Origin of the sequence: Herbidospora sakaeratensis (assembly GCF_001570525.1) — a bacterium.
Taxonomy (GTDB): domain Bacteria; phylum Actinomycetota; class Actinomycetes; order Streptosporangiales; family Streptosporangiaceae; genus Herbidospora; species Herbidospora sakaeratensis.
The window spans coordinates 169,405-184,612 of record NZ_BBXC01000013.1; the positions used below are offsets into that span (position 1 = coordinate 169,405).

Sequence of the window (15,208 nt, forward strand, 5' to 3'; positions counted from 1 at the left end):
GGAGCCCCCGGGTAGGACCAGCTCATGGCACACCAACAGCGGCAACCGGTGATCGTGGTCGGCGCGGGGCTGGCCGGGCTGGCCTGCGCGGTGCGGCTGCGCCGCTCGGGCGTCCCGGTCACCGTGCTGGAGGCCTCCGACGGGGTGGGCGGCCGGATGCGCACCGACGTCGTCGACGGCTTCCGCCTCGACCGGGGCTTCCAGGTGCTGAACACCGGCTACCCCGAGGTGCCCCGCGTGCTGGACGTCGAGGCGCTGCGGCTGCGCGCCTTCAACTCCGGCATGCTGGTCTTCCGCTCCGGCGGCGGCAGGGAGAGGGTCATGCTGCCGTGGAGACATCCGCAGTACGCCCTCACCGGCCTGACCGCCGGCCTCGGCACCCTGGCCGACAAGGCGGTCCTGGCCGCCATGACCACCCGCGACCTGGCCTTCCCCGCCTCGGCGTTGCGCGCGGGGGCCGAGCGCACCGTCCTCGACGAGCTCAGGCACTGGGGCATGTCACCGGTGATGGTCGAGCGGCTGATCCGCCCGTTCCTGGCGGGCGTGCTGCTGGAGCGGGAGCTGGAGACCTCCAGCAGGGTCTTCCACCTGATCTGGCGGTCGTTCGCGCGCGGCACCATCGGCGTGCCGGCATTGGGCATGGGCGAGGCCCCGGCGCAGCTGGCGAGCCGGCTGCCCGACGGGGCCCTGCGCCTGGAGTGCCCGGTGCGGTCGGTCGGCGGCGCGGGCGTGGTCCTGGACGACGGCGCGGAGTTGCCGGCCGCCGCCGTCGTGGTGGCGACCGACCCGGGCGCCGCCGCGACGTTGCTGCCCGACGTGACGGCGCCCGCCATGCGGGCCGTGACCACCTTCTACCACGCGGCCCCCCGGTCCCCGCTCGGGGAGGCCACGCAGGTGATCGACGGCGACGGAGTCCTGGCCGACACGCTGGTCATGACCGACGCGGCCCCCGAGTACAGCGCCACGGGTGAGGCGCTGATCTCCACGTCGGTGCTGGGCGTGCTGGGCGACGACGACGAACCGCGGGTGCGCGACCGCCTGGAGGAGATCTACGGCTCCGAGGTCCGGGGCTGGCGTCACCTGGCGTCCTACCCGATCCCGGAGGCGTTGCCGGCGATGCCGCCGCCCATGCCGTTGCGCCGCCGGGTGCGTCTGAAGGACGGGCTCTACGTCTGCGGCGACCACCGGGACACCGGGTCGATCCAGGGGGCGCTGGTGTCCGGGCGGCGGGCGGCCGACGCGGTTCTGCACGACCTCAGCTGAGGTAGATGGGCACGTGCGTCCACGACGACTGGCCGTGGACGTTGCGGTAGTACTTGATCGCGTGGTTGTAGCGCATGCGCGCCGCTATGTGGCTGGCGGTCGCGTCGCGGCTGAACGACGGGTTGCCCACGATGCCGCCCCACTCGACCAGCGTCTTGGTCCACGACCCCGTGGCGTTGGGCTTCCACCAGAAGTGGACCTCGCCGCTGGGGGACTGGGCGACGATCGACGACGTGGCGCCGTCGTTGGCGAGTTGCGGATCGGCCGCGCCGAGCGTGCCGCCCGGGCTCACCGGGGTCGCCGGCCAGCCGGACGTGCCGTGGACGTTGCGCAGGTAGGTCAGCCCGTTGTTCCAGTCGCGGAAGGCGATGGCGGTGCTCGTGGCGTCCCGGGCGATCGACGGGTCGGACAGGACGCTGCCCGGCTGCGCGACCAGCTCACCCGCCCAGCCGTTCGCGCCGTCGGCCTTCCAGAAGTAGTACATGCTGTTCGCCTCTCCCCGGGCCGCGATCACCGTGGTCGTGCCGTGGCGGGCCATGGAGGGGCTGCCGACGATGAGCACCGGGCTGACCAGCTGGGGGACCCAGACCGGGTTGCCGTGCGTGGCGGTGTAGGAGTACAGCTGGCCCTGGATGTCGACGGCGGTGATGACCGTCTTGGCGCCGTCGCGGACGATGGCGGGAGCGCCGACGACGGTGCCGGGCCCGGCGGCCTGCTGGGCGGTCCACGTCGGGTCGCCGTGCAGGTTCCAGTAGAAGGTCAGGCTGTTGCTCGGCCCCTGGACGGCGATGCCGCTGCCCGCCGCGTCGCGGGCCAGGGCGGGGTCGGAGTAGGCGTTCGGGCCGGGCAGCACTTGCCGGCTCCACGCTCCGACGGGGGAGCCGTTGAGGTTGTAGGCGAAGTGGACGCCGGTGCCCTCGCGGAAGGCCAGCGAGGTGGCGCCGGAGCCCCGGGTCACCGGGACCGGCGGCGCGGCGAGCGCGGGGCTCGCACTAAGGATCACCAGGATCATGGCCAGCAGCAGTCGTCGCACGAGTCCTCCTCGTTGGTGTCAGGGGTTGCGGTAGACGAAGACGGTGATGTTCTCGGTGCCGCCGTTGTCGCCTCGCTGGGGGTCGTTCACCTGGAACTGCAGGCGGCCCGATCGTGAGCCGAGGTAGGTGTAACAGGGGCTGTCGGAGCCGGCGACCCGCCAGCCGGTGCTCCGGGTGTGGCCGTCGTCGAGCCTGGCCGGCCGGTTGGTGACAGTCGTACGGGCCCGGACCATCAGCACGTAGGGGGCGAGCAGGGGAGCGGGCCAGCCGGCTCCGGCGAGGCGGCCCTCATCGCCGTCAGGGTCCTTGGTGGTGCCCCACCAGTCGATGCGCAGGAAGGAGAACGCGTCGGTCTGCGAGGCGACGACGTCTCCGGGGCGGATCGTGCCCACGCCGACCCCGCGTGCGTCCTCTCCGTCCAGGACGGCGCGCAGGGTGAAGTCGGCGGCGTCACCGCCCTCGCACCGGCTGAAGGCGTCGTCGGCGTGGGCGGGCACGGCGGGCAGCAGGCCGCCGAGGACGAGCACGATCGGCAGGGCGGCGGTGAGGATGCGGCGTACGGTCATGGCGGACGCTCCGATGTCGCGTGGTCTGGGCTGACATCGGCAGTCTGCGGTCCGGGGGCGGGTCGCGTCCGGCCGGGAAGCAGAGGCTTCGGGGCGGGAATCCGGGGCCGTCCCGGCGGTTTTCCGCCGGGGTCAGGGGAGCAGGCCCGCCACGTGCGGATCGACGGCGATCTCGCCCCGGTGGACGGCGGCGAGCATCCCGACGACCAGATGCGGCACCGCCAGCCGCTCTTTGAGCAGGTAGCCGACCCCTCCACCGGCGGGCAGCCCGAGCACCCGCCGCACGTACGCGGCGTCGGTGCGGACCGACAGCAGCAGGATGCCGACCGCCGGGTGGGCGGCGCGCACGGCCTCGGCCGTGACCACTCCCTGGTCACCGGGGCCGGGCAGGTCGATGACGACCACGTCGGGCGCGGTGGCCGCCACCACCCGCAGCGCCGCCGCGTGGCCGGCGGCGGAGCCCAGCACCTCCGCGCCTGCCTGGGCGAACAGGTGCCTCAGCGCGGCGAGCAGCTCGGGCGTGCTCTCGACCACGACCACCCTCGCCTGTTCCACACTCTCGATCTTGTACGTGTTCTCAGCCGATGACCCCCCAGGTTTCCACCCCCCGGTGTCAGGTTTTCCCCTGGCTGCGCAGGTAGGCCAGCGTCGCCAGCACCCGCAGGTTGACCCCGCGCCGCCCGGCCTCGCCGGGCATCAGCCCGAGCTTGCCGAACACGGTGCTCAGGTTCTTCTCGACGTTGCTGATCGCGCACGACAACCGCTGGGCGATGGCCAGGTTGGACAACCCGGTCGCCACCAGCGCGAGGATCTCCCGCTCGCGCGGGGTCAGCGTGGCCAGGGGGTCGTCGGAGCGCCGCCGGCTCATCAGCAGCCGCACCACGTAGGGGTCGACGACCAGCTCGCCCCGGGCCACCCGGGTCAGCGCGTCGACGACCACGGCCATCTCGCCGACCTGGCTCTTGGCCAGGAAGCCGACCGCGCGCGGCGGCTCCTCCATCGACAACAACCGCTCGACGTACACCGGGTCGGGGTTGGCCGAGACCGCCAGCAGTCCCACGTCGGGGTAGCGGACGCGGAGCCGCTCGGCCAGGCTCAGGCCCTCGTCGGGCGGCCCGTGCGGGGACAGGCGCAGGTCGATCGTGGCCACGTCGGGGGCGTGCCGGTCGATCAGCTCCATCGCCCGGTCGGCGGTGTGCGCGGCTCCCGGCACGTCGATGCCGTGGTGGGCCAGCGCCTCGACCAGCGCGGCGCACAGGATGCGGTCGTCCTCGACCACGACGACTCTCACGAGGATGTCCCTTCGGGTGGCAGGGGGATGCGGACGGTGAGCCGGGTGCCGGCGTGCGGGCCGCTCTCGATGGCGAGCGTGCCGTCGACGGCGCCCACCCGGGCGGCCAGCCCGCGCAGGCCGGTGCCCGAGGCGTCGGCCCCGCCCACGCCGTCGTCGTCGACGCGCACGACCAGATCGGCCGTCTCGGTGGCGGCGATCACGACGGAGACGCGGGTGGCGGACGCGTGCTTGTAGACGTTGGCCAGGGCCTCGGAGATGACGTAATAGGCGGTCGACTCCACGGTCGGCGGCCATCGGAGCGGCGGGATCGACACGTCGGTGACCACCGGCGACCGGTCGGCCAGCACGCCGATCGCCTGGGCGAGGCCGTACTGTTCCAGGTCGACCGGGTGCAGGCCCTGGGCGAGCGCGCGCAGGGACTCGATCCCGTCGAGCAGCTCGGTCTTCGCCTGCTCCACCAGGGCGGCCGCCTGCGGCGACTGCCCCGCGTCGAGGCGTTCACCCGCCATGCCCAGCCGCAGCAGCGCCGCGAAGAACCGCTGTTGCGTGCCGTCGTGCATGTCGCGGGCGATGCGCTCGCGCTCCTCGAACGTGGCGGCGGTGAGCTGCGAGCGCGACTCGCGCACCTCCTCGTAGAGGCGGGCGTTCTCCAGCGTCAGGCCGGTCAGCGCGACGGCGATCTCCGTGGCCCGATCGCCGGAGGCCACGGCCGGGTCGTGGTCGATGACGCAGAGCAGCCGGTCGCCCCGGTGGATCGGCGTCATCGCCCGGCCCGGACCGGCCGTCTCGGCGGCGGTTCCGCCGGGCCCGGGGAACACCAGCCGCAACGTCGGATCGCCGAGGGTGTCGGCCAGCGCCGCCTGGAGGGCGTCGGCCTGACGCTCCCCGGCCAGCCGCAGCGGCAGCGCCGTCAGCCGGATCTGGTCCGACCACGCCAGCCCCACCCACAGCAGGTAGCCGCCGAGGCTGACGATCGCCGTGCCGCCCACGAGCAGGACGCCGAACATGAGCTGCGAGGCCAGCGGCAGGGACAACGCGCTGGCCAGCGACGGCGCCAGCAGCAGCACCCCGATGAGGGCCAGCGCCCCCCACACCGGCCCGGTACGCCGCCGGCGCGCCCGCAACGAGGTCAGCAGCCGGCGCAGCACGAGCCCGACGCCCACGATCCCGATCACCATGACCAGGTAGCTGCCGAACTTGCCCCACGCGGTGTTGACCTGCGGAAGGTTGAAGTTCCAGGGGTTGGCCGGCCGGTCGGCGAGGTAACGCCCGACCTGCGTGCCGACGGAGGCGGCATAGGCCAGCACGACGTAGACCCGGTCGACCGTGCTGCTCAGGTATCCGGTGGGCACGCTCATCGCGATGTGCCCGAAGACCCCGACGTACAGGTAGGCGAGGCAGAAGCCGGTCACGTAGAGCAGCGGATGCCCGGGCAGCACCCGCAGGAACTGCAGGTAGTAGCTCGCCCCCATGAGCAGCAGCAACAGGCCGAGCCGCGTCCAGCGGGTCCGCGCCCAGACGATCGCCCCGCCGACGATGAACGGCACCCCGAAGGCGTGGTAGGCGGCGTCGAGCCAGACCGGCGGCGCGGGGGTGCGGGGCGGGTCGGACACGCCCCAGGAGACGCCCGTCGTCCAGGCCGCCAGCGCGAGCGCCAGGATCGCGGCCGCCACCGGCACCGCCGAGCGAAGGCCGGTCCGCGACGTCGTGCCCCAACCGCCAAGGTCGATCACCGGGCGCAAGCGTATCCGCGCGGCCGTGCGTTCCGGGGTCGTTGGGCCGATGGGGAGGACCGCAACCCCGTTTTCGGCGAGGGCGCTCCCCGGGGCCTCGGGCGGGCCGGACGGCCCACCCGAGGGAGTGGACTTACGGGGCCGGGTAGTCGGTGATGTACACCGGCGAACCGACCCGGGTCAGGTCGGCCGGGCCGCCCACGCCGTTGACGACGTGGTCGATGATGCCCGCGCTGAGGTTGACGGTCATGATGTGGTGCAGCTTGATGCCCGGGCGGTCCGGGACCTCGAAGCCGTTCTCGGTGTGGATCGACGGGTTGTTCTGGTTGAAGACGTAGACGCCGCCGCCGTAGAGCCGGTGCTTCTGGACGCCGTTGCCGACCTTGTAGCCGGCGTAGCCCTCGACGTCGCCGTTCATCCAGTCGGCCTGCGTCGGCGGGTCGTAGGGCAGCTCGTTCTGGTAGAGGATCGTGGTGCCGTTCTCGCCGTTCCAGATCGTGTTGTAGCGCTGGAAGTGCTCGACGAACAGGCCGGTCGCGGTCACGTTGTCGCCGTTGATGATGGCGCCGTTGCGGCCGTCGTTGGTGTTCCACCGCTCGGTGTCGGTGAAGCCCTCGACCCCGTGGTCGGCGCGCCACACCCAGGTGTGGTCGATGAGCACGTTGTCGGTGTTGACCTCGAGCGCGGTGTTGGTCCGGCCGATGTGGGGTCCGCCGACGCGGAAGTACACGTCCGACAGGGTGGTCGGGTTGTCGGCCGGGTTGTTGCTGCGCTTGTCCTTCTTGCCGACCTTCAGCAGGACCTGCGACTTCTTCAGGCCCGCGTCGATGGTCACACCGGCGAAGATCACGCTCGGGACGTCGGCGATCTCGACCGGGGTCACGGCGTTGACGGCGGTGAGCGTGGCGTGGCCGATGCCGAGGACGACCGTGCCGGCGCGCTTGACGTCGATGGTGCGGTCGACGTCGTACACGCCGGGGGTGAGCAGCAGGTGCTTGCCGGCGGCGAGCGCCTTGTTGATGTCCTTCACCGAGTCGGACGGCTTCGCGACGAAGAAGTCGCTGAGCGGCAGGGTGTGACCGGGGGTCAGCCCGTTCGCCCAGGTGATGCCGCGCGAGTCCTTCTTCGCCGCGGGCACCCGGACCTGGTAGTCGCCCTGGGCGTCCACGAACAGGTAGGGCTTCTCCCGGCTGACGGGGTTGGTCTCGAGCGTGGTGTAGGGCGGGCTCGGGAACGCGGCGTCGTCGGGGGCGCCGACGGTGCCCGCGAACACCTGGTTCCACACGGCGTTCGACCAGCTGGCGACCTCGCTGTCGCGGGTCAGCCACTGCTGCTGCGATCCGTTGACGACGGCCGGCAGCTTGGAGTCGGCGATGAAGCCGCCGCTCGCGTACTGCGGACCGGCGGTGCAGTAGTCCATCAGCGACAGGGTGCCGCCGGTGACGTTGAGCCGGCGCATGGAGACCGCCTGGGAGACGGCCCAGAAGTTCGTCCCGGTACGGCAGCCCTCCGAGCCCTTACCGGTGATGTTGATCGACAGGTTGGAGATGGTGCGCCAGAAGTTGGTCAGCGCGATGCAGTTGGTGGGCGTCAGGCAGCGGTTGTAGACCTCGACCTTGCCGTTGATGACGACGTCGGTGGGCGAGGCGCCGAGGCCGGCGATCTCGGTGTAGTAGCCGACCTTGAAGTGCAGCGGCTGCTCCGCGGACCCGTAGGTGCCCGGCTTGAACAGGTAGGCGTGCCGGGTGGTGCCCATCTCGTTGTCGACCTGGGCGGCGTGGGCGGCGTCCAGGGTCGCCTGGATCGTGCTCTGCGGCATGCCGGGGTCGAAGACGGTGACGTTGGAGCCGAGGTCGGTCACCGGCGCCGCCGCGGTCGCTGCCGGGCCGGTGGTCACGACGGAGGCCGCCAGTAACAGCCCTAATGCGATCAACCTGCCGAGGTACGGCCGGCGGGTGGTCGTCATGGTTCGTTCCTTCCTTGGGGGGCACCACTGATCTTTGAGAGCGCTCTCTCCTAGGTCAAGGGGTTACGGGCAACTAATGTCACGTCTTTTTTCATCTCATGGGAAAATGGGCCCGCGGGCCGGGGGAGCGGTGCTGGAACGTACCTCCAGCCGGGTGGCCAGCTCGACCCGGTCCTCGTCCGGCGCGGCGCCGGAGGCCAGGGTCAGCACCATCTGCGCGGCGGCGGCGCCCATCTTCTTCAGGGGCTGGCGCACGGTGGTCATCGGCGGGTCGGCCCACTGCGCCAGCGGCAGGTCGTCGAACCCGACGACGCTCACGTCCTCCGGGACGCGCAGCCCCGCCCGGTGCGCCGCCTGGTAGACGCCGAGCGCCTGCAGGTCGTTGGCGGCGAAGACGGCGGTCGGCCGATCGGGCCCTGCCAGCAGCGCCGCGCCCTCGGCCCGGCCGCCCTCCACGTACAGCGGGGCGGTGCGCACCAGCCGGGGGTCCTGGGGGACGCCGGCCGCGTCGAGCGCCGCGCGGTAGCCGTCGAGGCGGGCCCGGCAGCACATCAGCGTGCCGGGGCCGGTGACCATGGCGATGCGGCGGTGGCCCAGCTCCAGCAGGTGGCGGGTGGCCGACAGGCCGCCGTTCCAGTTCGTCGCCCCCACGGAGGGCACGCCGTGCTCGGGCTCGCCGCGCGGGTCGAGGGCGACCAGCGGGATCGACCGGCTGGCCAGGCGGTCGCGCTGCCGCTGGGGTATGTCGGCCGAGACCGCGATGACGCCCAGCGGGCGGCGGGCGAGCACCTGGTCGATCCAGCCCGCGTGCGGGGTGCGCCGTCCGCGCATGTCGGTCAGGCCCAGGACCATGCCGTACGACTGGGTGACCTCGTCCATGCCCTGGATCAGTTCCAGCGCCCACAGGCTGTCGAGCGACTCGAAGACGACCTCGACGACCGCGCTCGACTCGGCGGCGTCAGGCCGGCGACGCCAGCCGTGCTCCCTGACCAGGTCCTCGATCCGGCGGCGGGTGCTGCTGGCCACCCCGGGATGACCGTTGATCACCTTGGAGACGGTCGGGGCCGACACGCCGGCCAGCTTGGCGATGTGCGCGAGCGTGACCTCCTGCCGGGGACGGGACTCTGCATGCGGATCGCGGGGGATGGCGGTCACGCCGCGATTCTACGAAGTGCCCGGAAAGCGTCGTGAAATATACAGAATCATTCGCCCGATAAATCGCCATGAGCTGCACGAAACGCTTTCTCTCATCCTGACGGCTGTCCTCTTGCGGCCCGGCGGTCACAAGATGCGAAGCCCATGGGTTGAGAGGACTCCACGTGAACACCTCAGGCCGGATGCGGCTATCGGCGGCGGCACTGGCCGTCGCCCTGGCCGCGGCATCGATCACCGCGATCGTCACCACCGAGACCGCCAACGCGCTGGCCCGCCCGGCGCTCGGCCAGAACATCAAGGTCAACCAGGTCGCCTACGCGCCCACCGCGGCCAAACAGGCGACCGTGATCAGCAGTTCGAGCTCGCCGCTGGCCTGGAGCCTGCTGAACGGCTCCGACCAGGTGGTGGCCAGTGGCACCACCACCGTCTTCGGTTCGGACTCGCCTTCGGGAGACTCCGTCCACAAAATCGACTTCTCCTCGTACACGGGGACCGGGAACAATTTCGTGCTCACCGTGAACAACGAGTCGAGCCACCCCTTCGACATCGGCACGGCCGCCTGGAAGAAACTGCCCTACGACGCGCTGGCGTTCTTCTACCACCAGCGCAGCGGCATCGCGATCACCTCCCAGTACGCCGGCGGCAACCAGTACGCCCGCGCCGCCGGCCACCTGAACGTCGCCCCCAACCAGGGCGACGCCAACGTGCCGTGCCGCACCGACTGCGGCTACCGGCTGGACGTGCGCGGCGGCTGGTACGACGCCGGCGACCACGGCAAGTACGTGGTCAACGGCGGCATGTCGGCCTGGCAGCTGGTCAACGCCTACGAACGGGCCAGGAACGTCGCCGGCGCCGACCCCACCGCCTTCGGCGACGGCACCATGTCGCTGCCCGAGCGCGGCAACGGGGTGCCCGACATCCTCGACGAGGCCCGCTGGGAGATCGACTTCCTGCTGAAGATGCAGGTCCCCGACGGCCGGTCGCTGGCCGGCATGGCCCACCACAAGATGCACGACACGAACTGGACCGGCCTGCCCCTGCTGCCCGCCCAGGACCCCCAGCCCCGCGTGTTGTCGGCCCCGTCCACCGCCGCGACCCTGAACCTGGCGGCCGCCGCCGCCCAGTGCGCCCGGGTGTGGGCCACCATCGACTCCGGCTTCTCCACCCGCTGCCTGACCGCCGCCGAGAAGGCCTACGCGGCGGCCAAGGCCAACCCGTCGCGGTTCGCCCCCACCTCCGACGACGTCGGCGGCGGCTCGTACGCGGACACCAAGGTGAGCGACGAGTTCTACTGGGCCGCCGCGGAGCTGTACACCACGACCGGCAAGCAGACCTACCGCAACGATCTGACCGCCTCCTCCCTGTACTACGGGCGCAGCTTCACCAACGAGGGCGCCCAGTGGTCGGAGGTCGCCAGCCTGGGAGACATCACCCTGGCGCTGGTGCCCAACGGGCTGAGCTCCTCCATCGGCTCGCAGTTGCGCGCCTCCTTCGTCTCGGCGGCCGACGGCCTGCTGAACGTGATGCGCGGCCAGGGTTACCCGGTGCCCTTCCAGCCCAACGGCGGCGGGTACATCTGGGGGTCCAACAACCTGATCCTCAACAACGCGGTGCTGCTGGCCCTGGCCCACGACTTCACCGGCGCCGAGCGCTTCCGCTCCGGGGTGTTCGAGACGATGGCCTACGAGTTCGGCCGCAACCCGCTGGGCTACTCCTACGTCACCGGCTACGGCGACCGGCCCTCCCGCAACGTCCACCACCGGTTCTGGGCCAACCAGCTCGACTCCTCGTTGCCGATCGCGCCTCCCGGTTCGCTGGCGGGCGGCCCCAACAGCGGCCTGCAGGACCCCGTCGCCCAGCAGCGCCTCAGCGGCTGCCGGCCGCAGAAGTGCTACCTGGACGACATCGACGCCTGGTCGGTGAACGAGGTCGCCATCAACTGGAACGCCGTCCTGGCCTGGGTGGGAGCCTGGACGGCCGAGAAGTCCGGCCCCAACACCCCGTCCCCGTCGCCTTCGCCGAGTCCTTCGCCCAGCCCATCTCCGTCGCCCAGCCCGTCTCCGAGCCCGAGTCCGTCACCGTCGCCCAGCCCGTCGCCCAGCTCCGGTAGGGCCTGCGCCGCGACCTACAGCGTCGTCAACCAGTGGCCGACCGGATTCGGGGCCTCCGTCGAGGTGAAGAACACCGGCACCGTCGCGCTGACCGGCTGGACCGTCGCCTGGACCTTCCCCAACGGCCAGACCATCACGCAGTTGTGGAACGGCGCGCACACCGTCAGCGGCTCGGCCGTCACCGTGACGAACCTGTCCTGGAACGGGGCGCTCACCCCCAACGGCGCCGCCTCGTTCGGGTTCAACGGCGCCTGGAGCGGCGCCAACACGAGCCCCACCGCGGTGACCTGCACCGCTCGATAGGCCAAAACGGCGCCGGTGCGGCGGAGTGAGTTCCGCCGCACCGGCGCTCCCGGTCAGTCGATGCCGTGCGCCTCGTCTTCCTCGCGCAGCCGCGCGAGGTGGTGCATGATCGCGGCGGCCTCTCTGCCCCACGTCGTTTCGAGGTCTTCGCCGCAGGCGGCCGCCAGGGTTTCCACCAGGTGCCGGATGACCAGCGTCGAGGCGGTGAACAGGGCGGGCGGGCCCATGCCCAGGGTCGGCCCGGCGATGTCCCGCGTGACGAGGTCGAGGTCGCCGGACAGCCGGCGCAGATCCTCGGGCGTCTTGATCTGCATCTCCAGACTGATCACGCTCAATACGGCAGGCACCTTTTCGGCCACCAGGCCATCGAATCGCCGTCCTTCCTCAGGGGTGAAACCCGTCCAGCCGCTCATCAGGGCCGGATGCCCCACTCGCCGCGGTTCACGCCCTCACGGCGTGGGCTCGGGTCAGTGCCGCGCCGCGAACACGGCCTCGATCTCCGCGAGCACGAGCTCGGGACGTTCCGCCGGCACGTCGTGGGAGGCCCCCTCGGCGGTGACGAGCCGGCGGCCGGGCCCGGCCTGCACGAACGCGGCGGCGGCGTCGCGCCAGCGCTGGGCGTCCACAGGAGAGCCGTCGAACGGGGTCTTCGCCGACACGATGACCGTCGCCGGCACCGAGTCGGGCCAGATGACCTGGTGGAACGCGGCGTGCGCGGCGGCGAAGCCGTCGGCGGTGGCGAGCAGCTGGCGGTTCTCCGGTTTCTCCGGGTCCTTCTTCGCCTCCTCGACGTGGGGCCGGGCGGCGGCCACGAGGCGGGGGATCTCCTCGTCGGTGAAGAACTGCGGCAGGTTGGCGTCCACGAGGACCGCGCCGGAGAGCAACTCCGGGTCGTCCTGGGCGAGGTGGTGGGCGACCTCGCCGCCCTGGGAGTGGGCGACGAGGGTCACGTCGTCGGTGACGCCCAGTTGTTCGAGGCCCGTCTTGAGGTCGCCGACGGCGCTCTCGACCCGCCACGGGCCGGGCACGACGTCGCTCTTGCCGAGACCGGCCCGGTCGTAGGCGATGACGGTCGCGCCGGTGGCGGCGTGCAGCTTCGGGACGAGGTCCGTCCACTGCGCGGCCGACTCGCCGCCGCCCGAATCGAGCACGATCGTGGCGTCGCTGCCCGGGGTGACGTAGAAGGCCAGCCGGTGACCGTCGTTGTCGATCAGATGGAGCTCGGGCCCGGTCTCGCCGCAGGCGGCGACGGTGACGGCGAGCAGGACGAGGGCCGGCAGGGCCCCGTTCACGAAGCGGCGGGGAGACATGCGCCCATCCTTCGGCGGCCATGTCGATCGCGGAATGCGGCATACAGGCGTGTCGGCGGTAGGGCGGGCCCGACCGTGCTTGTGCGCCGCTTCGGTGGGTAGCACGAGCGGTGATCACGTTACGGCTGGTCAAACAGCCGGCACAGGCCGTAGTCCACAAGCGTCGGAACAGGGGACTTTGGCATGCCCGATGAGAACAATCCCGTGACCAGGGCCGTCGACAAGGTGATCGAGGCGGTCACCGACCACTCGGAGAAGGGCGAGATCCCCGGCCGGCCCGGCGTCGAGCCGCCCACGGTCGAAGAGCCCACTGAGCCCCGTGGCCCGCTGCCGCCCAAGCCCGACCAGCACGGCCCCGAGCCGTTCACGCCGACCGGGCAACCCTCGGGTGAGACGACCGGGACGCGGGCGCAGGGCGGGTCGTTCCTGACCACCGCCACCGGCACCCGGGTGCCGGACACCGACCACTCGCTGAAGGCGGGGCCGCGCGGGCCGGTGCTGCTGCGCGACCACCACCTGCGTGAGAAGATCACCCACTTCGACCACGAGCGCATCCCCGAACGCGTCGTGCACGCCCGGGGCGCGGCGGCGCACGGCGTCTTCCGCGGCTACGGCACGGCCTCGAAGATCACCAAAGCGGCGTTCCTGGCCAAGGGTGTCGAGACGCCGGTGTTCGTGCGGTTCTCGACCGTGCTGGGCTCGCGGGGGTCGGCGGACACGGTGCGCGACACCCGGGGCTTCGCGACCAAGTTCTACACCTCCGAGGGCGTCTTCGACCTGGTCGGCAACAACATCCCGGTCTTCTTCATCCAGGACGCGATCAAGTTCCCCGACGTCATCCACGCCGGCAAGCCGCACCCCGACCGGGAGATCCCGCAGGCGCAGAGCGCCCACGACACCTTCTGGGACTTCGTCTCGCTGCACACCGAGGCGACCCACCACACGATGTGGAACATGTCCGATCGGGGCATTCCGAGGTCGTACCGGATGATGGAGGGCTTCGGGGTCCACACGTTCCGGCTGGTGGCGGACGACGGTCAGACCACGCTGGTGAAGTTCCACTGGAAGCCGAAGGCGGGCGTGCACTCCCTGGTGTGGGAGGAGGCCCAGATCGTCAACGGCGTCGACCCCGACTTCCACCGCCGCGATCTCGCCGACGCCATCGAGGCGGGCGCCCATCCCGAGTGGGAGCTGGGCGTCCAGACGTTCCCCGACACCGGCGACCAGACGTTCGAGGGCATCGACCTGCTCGACCCGACCAAGATCGTGCCCGAGGAACTCGCGCCGGTGCAGCCGATCGGCCTGCTGACCCTGAACGCCAACCCGGTCGACTTCTTCGCCGAGACCGAACAGGTCGCCTTCCACGCCGGGCACCTCGTGCCCGGCATCGACGTGACCTACGACCCGCTGCTCGCCGCGCGGTTGTTCTCCTACCTCGACACCCAGATCACCCGGCTCGGCGGGCCGAACTTCGACCAGCTGCCGATCAACCGGCCGCACGCCCCGGTCAACGACATGCTGCGCGACGGCATGCACTAGACCGCCGTGCACACGGGGGTCGCCCCCTACCGGCCCAACTCCCTCGACGGCGGTTGCCCGTTCCACGCGGCCGACGGCTACGTCGAGGTGCCCTTCCCGGTGGAGGCGGGCCCGCGGGGGCGGCTCGCGCCCGCCTCCTACGACGACCACTTCAGCCAGCCCCGGATGTTCTGGCGGAGCATGTCGCCGGTCGAGAAGGAGCACATCGTCGCCGCGTACACCTTCGAGCTGAGCAGGGTGTACGAACAGGCGATCAAGGAGCGGCAGCGGCGCGTGCTGGCCCAGATCGACCCCGTGCTCTGCGAGGAGGTCGCCGCCGGGCTCGGCCTGCCGGCCCCGGCCGCGTCGCTGATCGAAGGACGCCCGGCCAGCCCGGCGTTGTCCCAGGTGGGGGAGGTCTGGCCGACCACCGGGCGGATCATCGGCATCGTGGCGGGTTCGGACCTCGACGCGCTGCGCGCGGTCCGGCGCACGATCCTGGACGACGGCATGGTGCCGCTGGTGATCGCGCCCACGGGCGGCGTGCTGGCGGGCGAAGGGGAGCCGGTGACCGTGCAGCGCACGTTCGCCGCCGCCCGGTCGGTCGAGTTCGACGCCGTTCTGGTCGCCGGAGCCCCGGCGCCGGGAGCCGACGCCCACGGGGCCCGCGACGCCAAGGCCGGGATGAGCGGCCCGGTCGACCCGCGTGTCGTCCTGCTGCTCAACGAGGCGTACCGGCACGGCAAGCCGATCGGCGGCTGGGGCCGGGCCGGCGACGCCTTCGCCGCCGCCTCGATCCCGCCCGGGAGCCCGGGCGTGGTGGTGGGCGTGGAACCCGTCGCGGTGCTCGGCGAGGTGACCGCGCTGCTGGCCCGCCATCGGGTCTGGGACCGGTTCCCCGCCACGCTCGCCTGACGAGCACGCCGGGTCCGGGCGACGTTCCGCCCGGACCCGG

General features: G+C 71.8%; 13 protein-coding genes. 4 read left to right on the forward strand and 9 right to left on the reverse strand.

The window, feature by feature from the left end; genetic code table 11:
* Positions 1 to 24: 24 nt before the first annotated feature.
* On the forward strand, positions 25 to 1,263 hold the full coding sequence (locus tag AW271_RS21970) for an NAD(P)/FAD-dependent oxidoreductase (protein ID WP_062339280.1): 1,239 nt from the start codon (positions 25 to 27) through the stop codon (positions 1,261 to 1,263).
* On the opposite strand, the gene AW271_RS21975 is transcribed toward AW271_RS21970, so the two are convergent.
* The 7 genes from AW271_RS21975 to AW271_RS22005 all read right to left on the reverse strand — a co-directional run bounded on the left by AW271_RS21975 (position 1,256) and on the right by AW271_RS22005 (position 9,011).
* Positions 1,256 to 2,296 carry a PLL family lectin gene (locus tag AW271_RS21975; protein ID WP_062339281.1) on the reverse strand — a complete coding sequence of 347 codons (1,041 nt, stop codon included), beginning with the start codon at positions 2,294 to 2,296 and terminating at the stop codon, positions 1,256 to 1,258. The two genes, AW271_RS21970 and AW271_RS21975, sit on opposite strands and share 8 nt — an antisense overlap.
* Positions 2,297 to 2,314: 18 nt before the next feature.
* On the reverse strand, positions 2,315 to 2,863 hold the full coding sequence (locus tag AW271_RS21980) for a hypothetical protein (protein ID WP_062339282.1): 549 nt from the start codon (positions 2,861 to 2,863) through the stop codon (positions 2,315 to 2,317).
* A 132-nt stretch (positions 2,864 to 2,995) separates the two neighbouring features.
* Complete coding sequence (locus AW271_RS21985) at positions 2,996 to 3,418, reverse strand: response regulator (protein ID WP_062339283.1); 423 nt, start codon at positions 3,416 to 3,418, stop codon at positions 2,996 to 2,998.
* 58 nt (positions 3,419 to 3,476) lie between these two features.
* A complete protein-coding gene (locus AW271_RS21990) occupies positions 3,477 to 4,154 on the reverse strand; it encodes a response regulator transcription factor (RefSeq protein WP_062339284.1) in 678 nt (225 codons plus the stop codon).
* On the reverse strand, positions 4,151 to 5,890 hold the full coding sequence (locus AW271_RS21995; RefSeq protein ID WP_157554477.1) for a sensor histidine kinase: 1,740 nt from the start codon (positions 5,888 to 5,890) through the stop codon (positions 4,151 to 4,153). The genes AW271_RS21990 and AW271_RS21995 overlap by 4 nt, the downstream gene beginning before the upstream one ends.
* A gap of 133 nt (positions 5,891 to 6,023) precedes the next feature.
* Positions 6,024 to 7,856, reverse strand: a complete 1,833-nt coding sequence (locus AW271_RS22000; protein ID WP_062339286.1) for a pectate lyase-like domain-containing protein — start codon at positions 7,854 to 7,856, stop codon at positions 6,024 to 6,026.
* Between the two features lie 96 nt (positions 7,857 to 7,952).
* A complete protein-coding gene (locus tag AW271_RS22005; protein WP_062339287.1) occupies positions 7,953 to 9,011 on the reverse strand; it encodes a LacI family DNA-binding transcriptional regulator in 1,059 nt (352 codons plus the stop codon).
* 164 nt (positions 9,012 to 9,175) lie between these two features.
* On the opposite strand from AW271_RS22005, the gene AW271_RS22010 reads away from it, so the two are divergent.
* Positions 9,176 to 11,425: a glycoside hydrolase family 9 protein gene (locus AW271_RS22010; RefSeq protein ID WP_218008123.1), complete on the forward strand. Its 2,250-nt coding sequence runs from the start codon at positions 9,176 to 9,178 to the stop codon at positions 11,423 to 11,425.
* A gap of 53 nt (positions 11,426 to 11,478) precedes the next feature.
* Here AW271_RS22010 and AW271_RS22015 read toward each other — a convergent pair whose 3' ends face one another.
* The gene (locus AW271_RS22015) at positions 11,479 to 11,838 is read right to left on the reverse strand and encodes a hypothetical protein (RefSeq protein ID WP_157554479.1); all 360 of its coding nucleotides are present in this window, start codon (positions 11,836 to 11,838) and stop codon (positions 11,479 to 11,481) included.
* A 54-nt stretch (positions 11,839 to 11,892) separates the two neighbouring features.
* Entirely contained in the window at positions 11,893 to 12,735 is an 843-nt protein-coding gene (locus tag AW271_RS22020) for an alpha/beta fold hydrolase (RefSeq protein WP_062339290.1), read from the reverse strand.
* 183 nt (positions 12,736 to 12,918) lie between these two features.
* Here AW271_RS22020 and AW271_RS43175 point away from each other — a divergent pair, with 183 nt between their 5' ends.
* Positions 12,919 to 14,274 (forward strand): catalase, encoded by a 1,356-nt coding sequence (locus AW271_RS43175; protein ID WP_369408462.1) that lies wholly within the window; start codon positions 12,919 to 12,921, stop codon positions 14,272 to 14,274.
* Positions 14,275 to 14,280: 6 nt separating this feature from the next.
* Positions 14,281 to 15,168, forward strand: coding sequence for a catalase-related domain-containing protein (locus AW271_RS43180; RefSeq protein WP_369408463.1), 888 nt, complete (start codon positions 14,281 to 14,283; stop codon positions 15,166 to 15,168).
* The last annotated feature ends 40 nt before the right edge of the window (positions 15,169 to 15,208 follow it).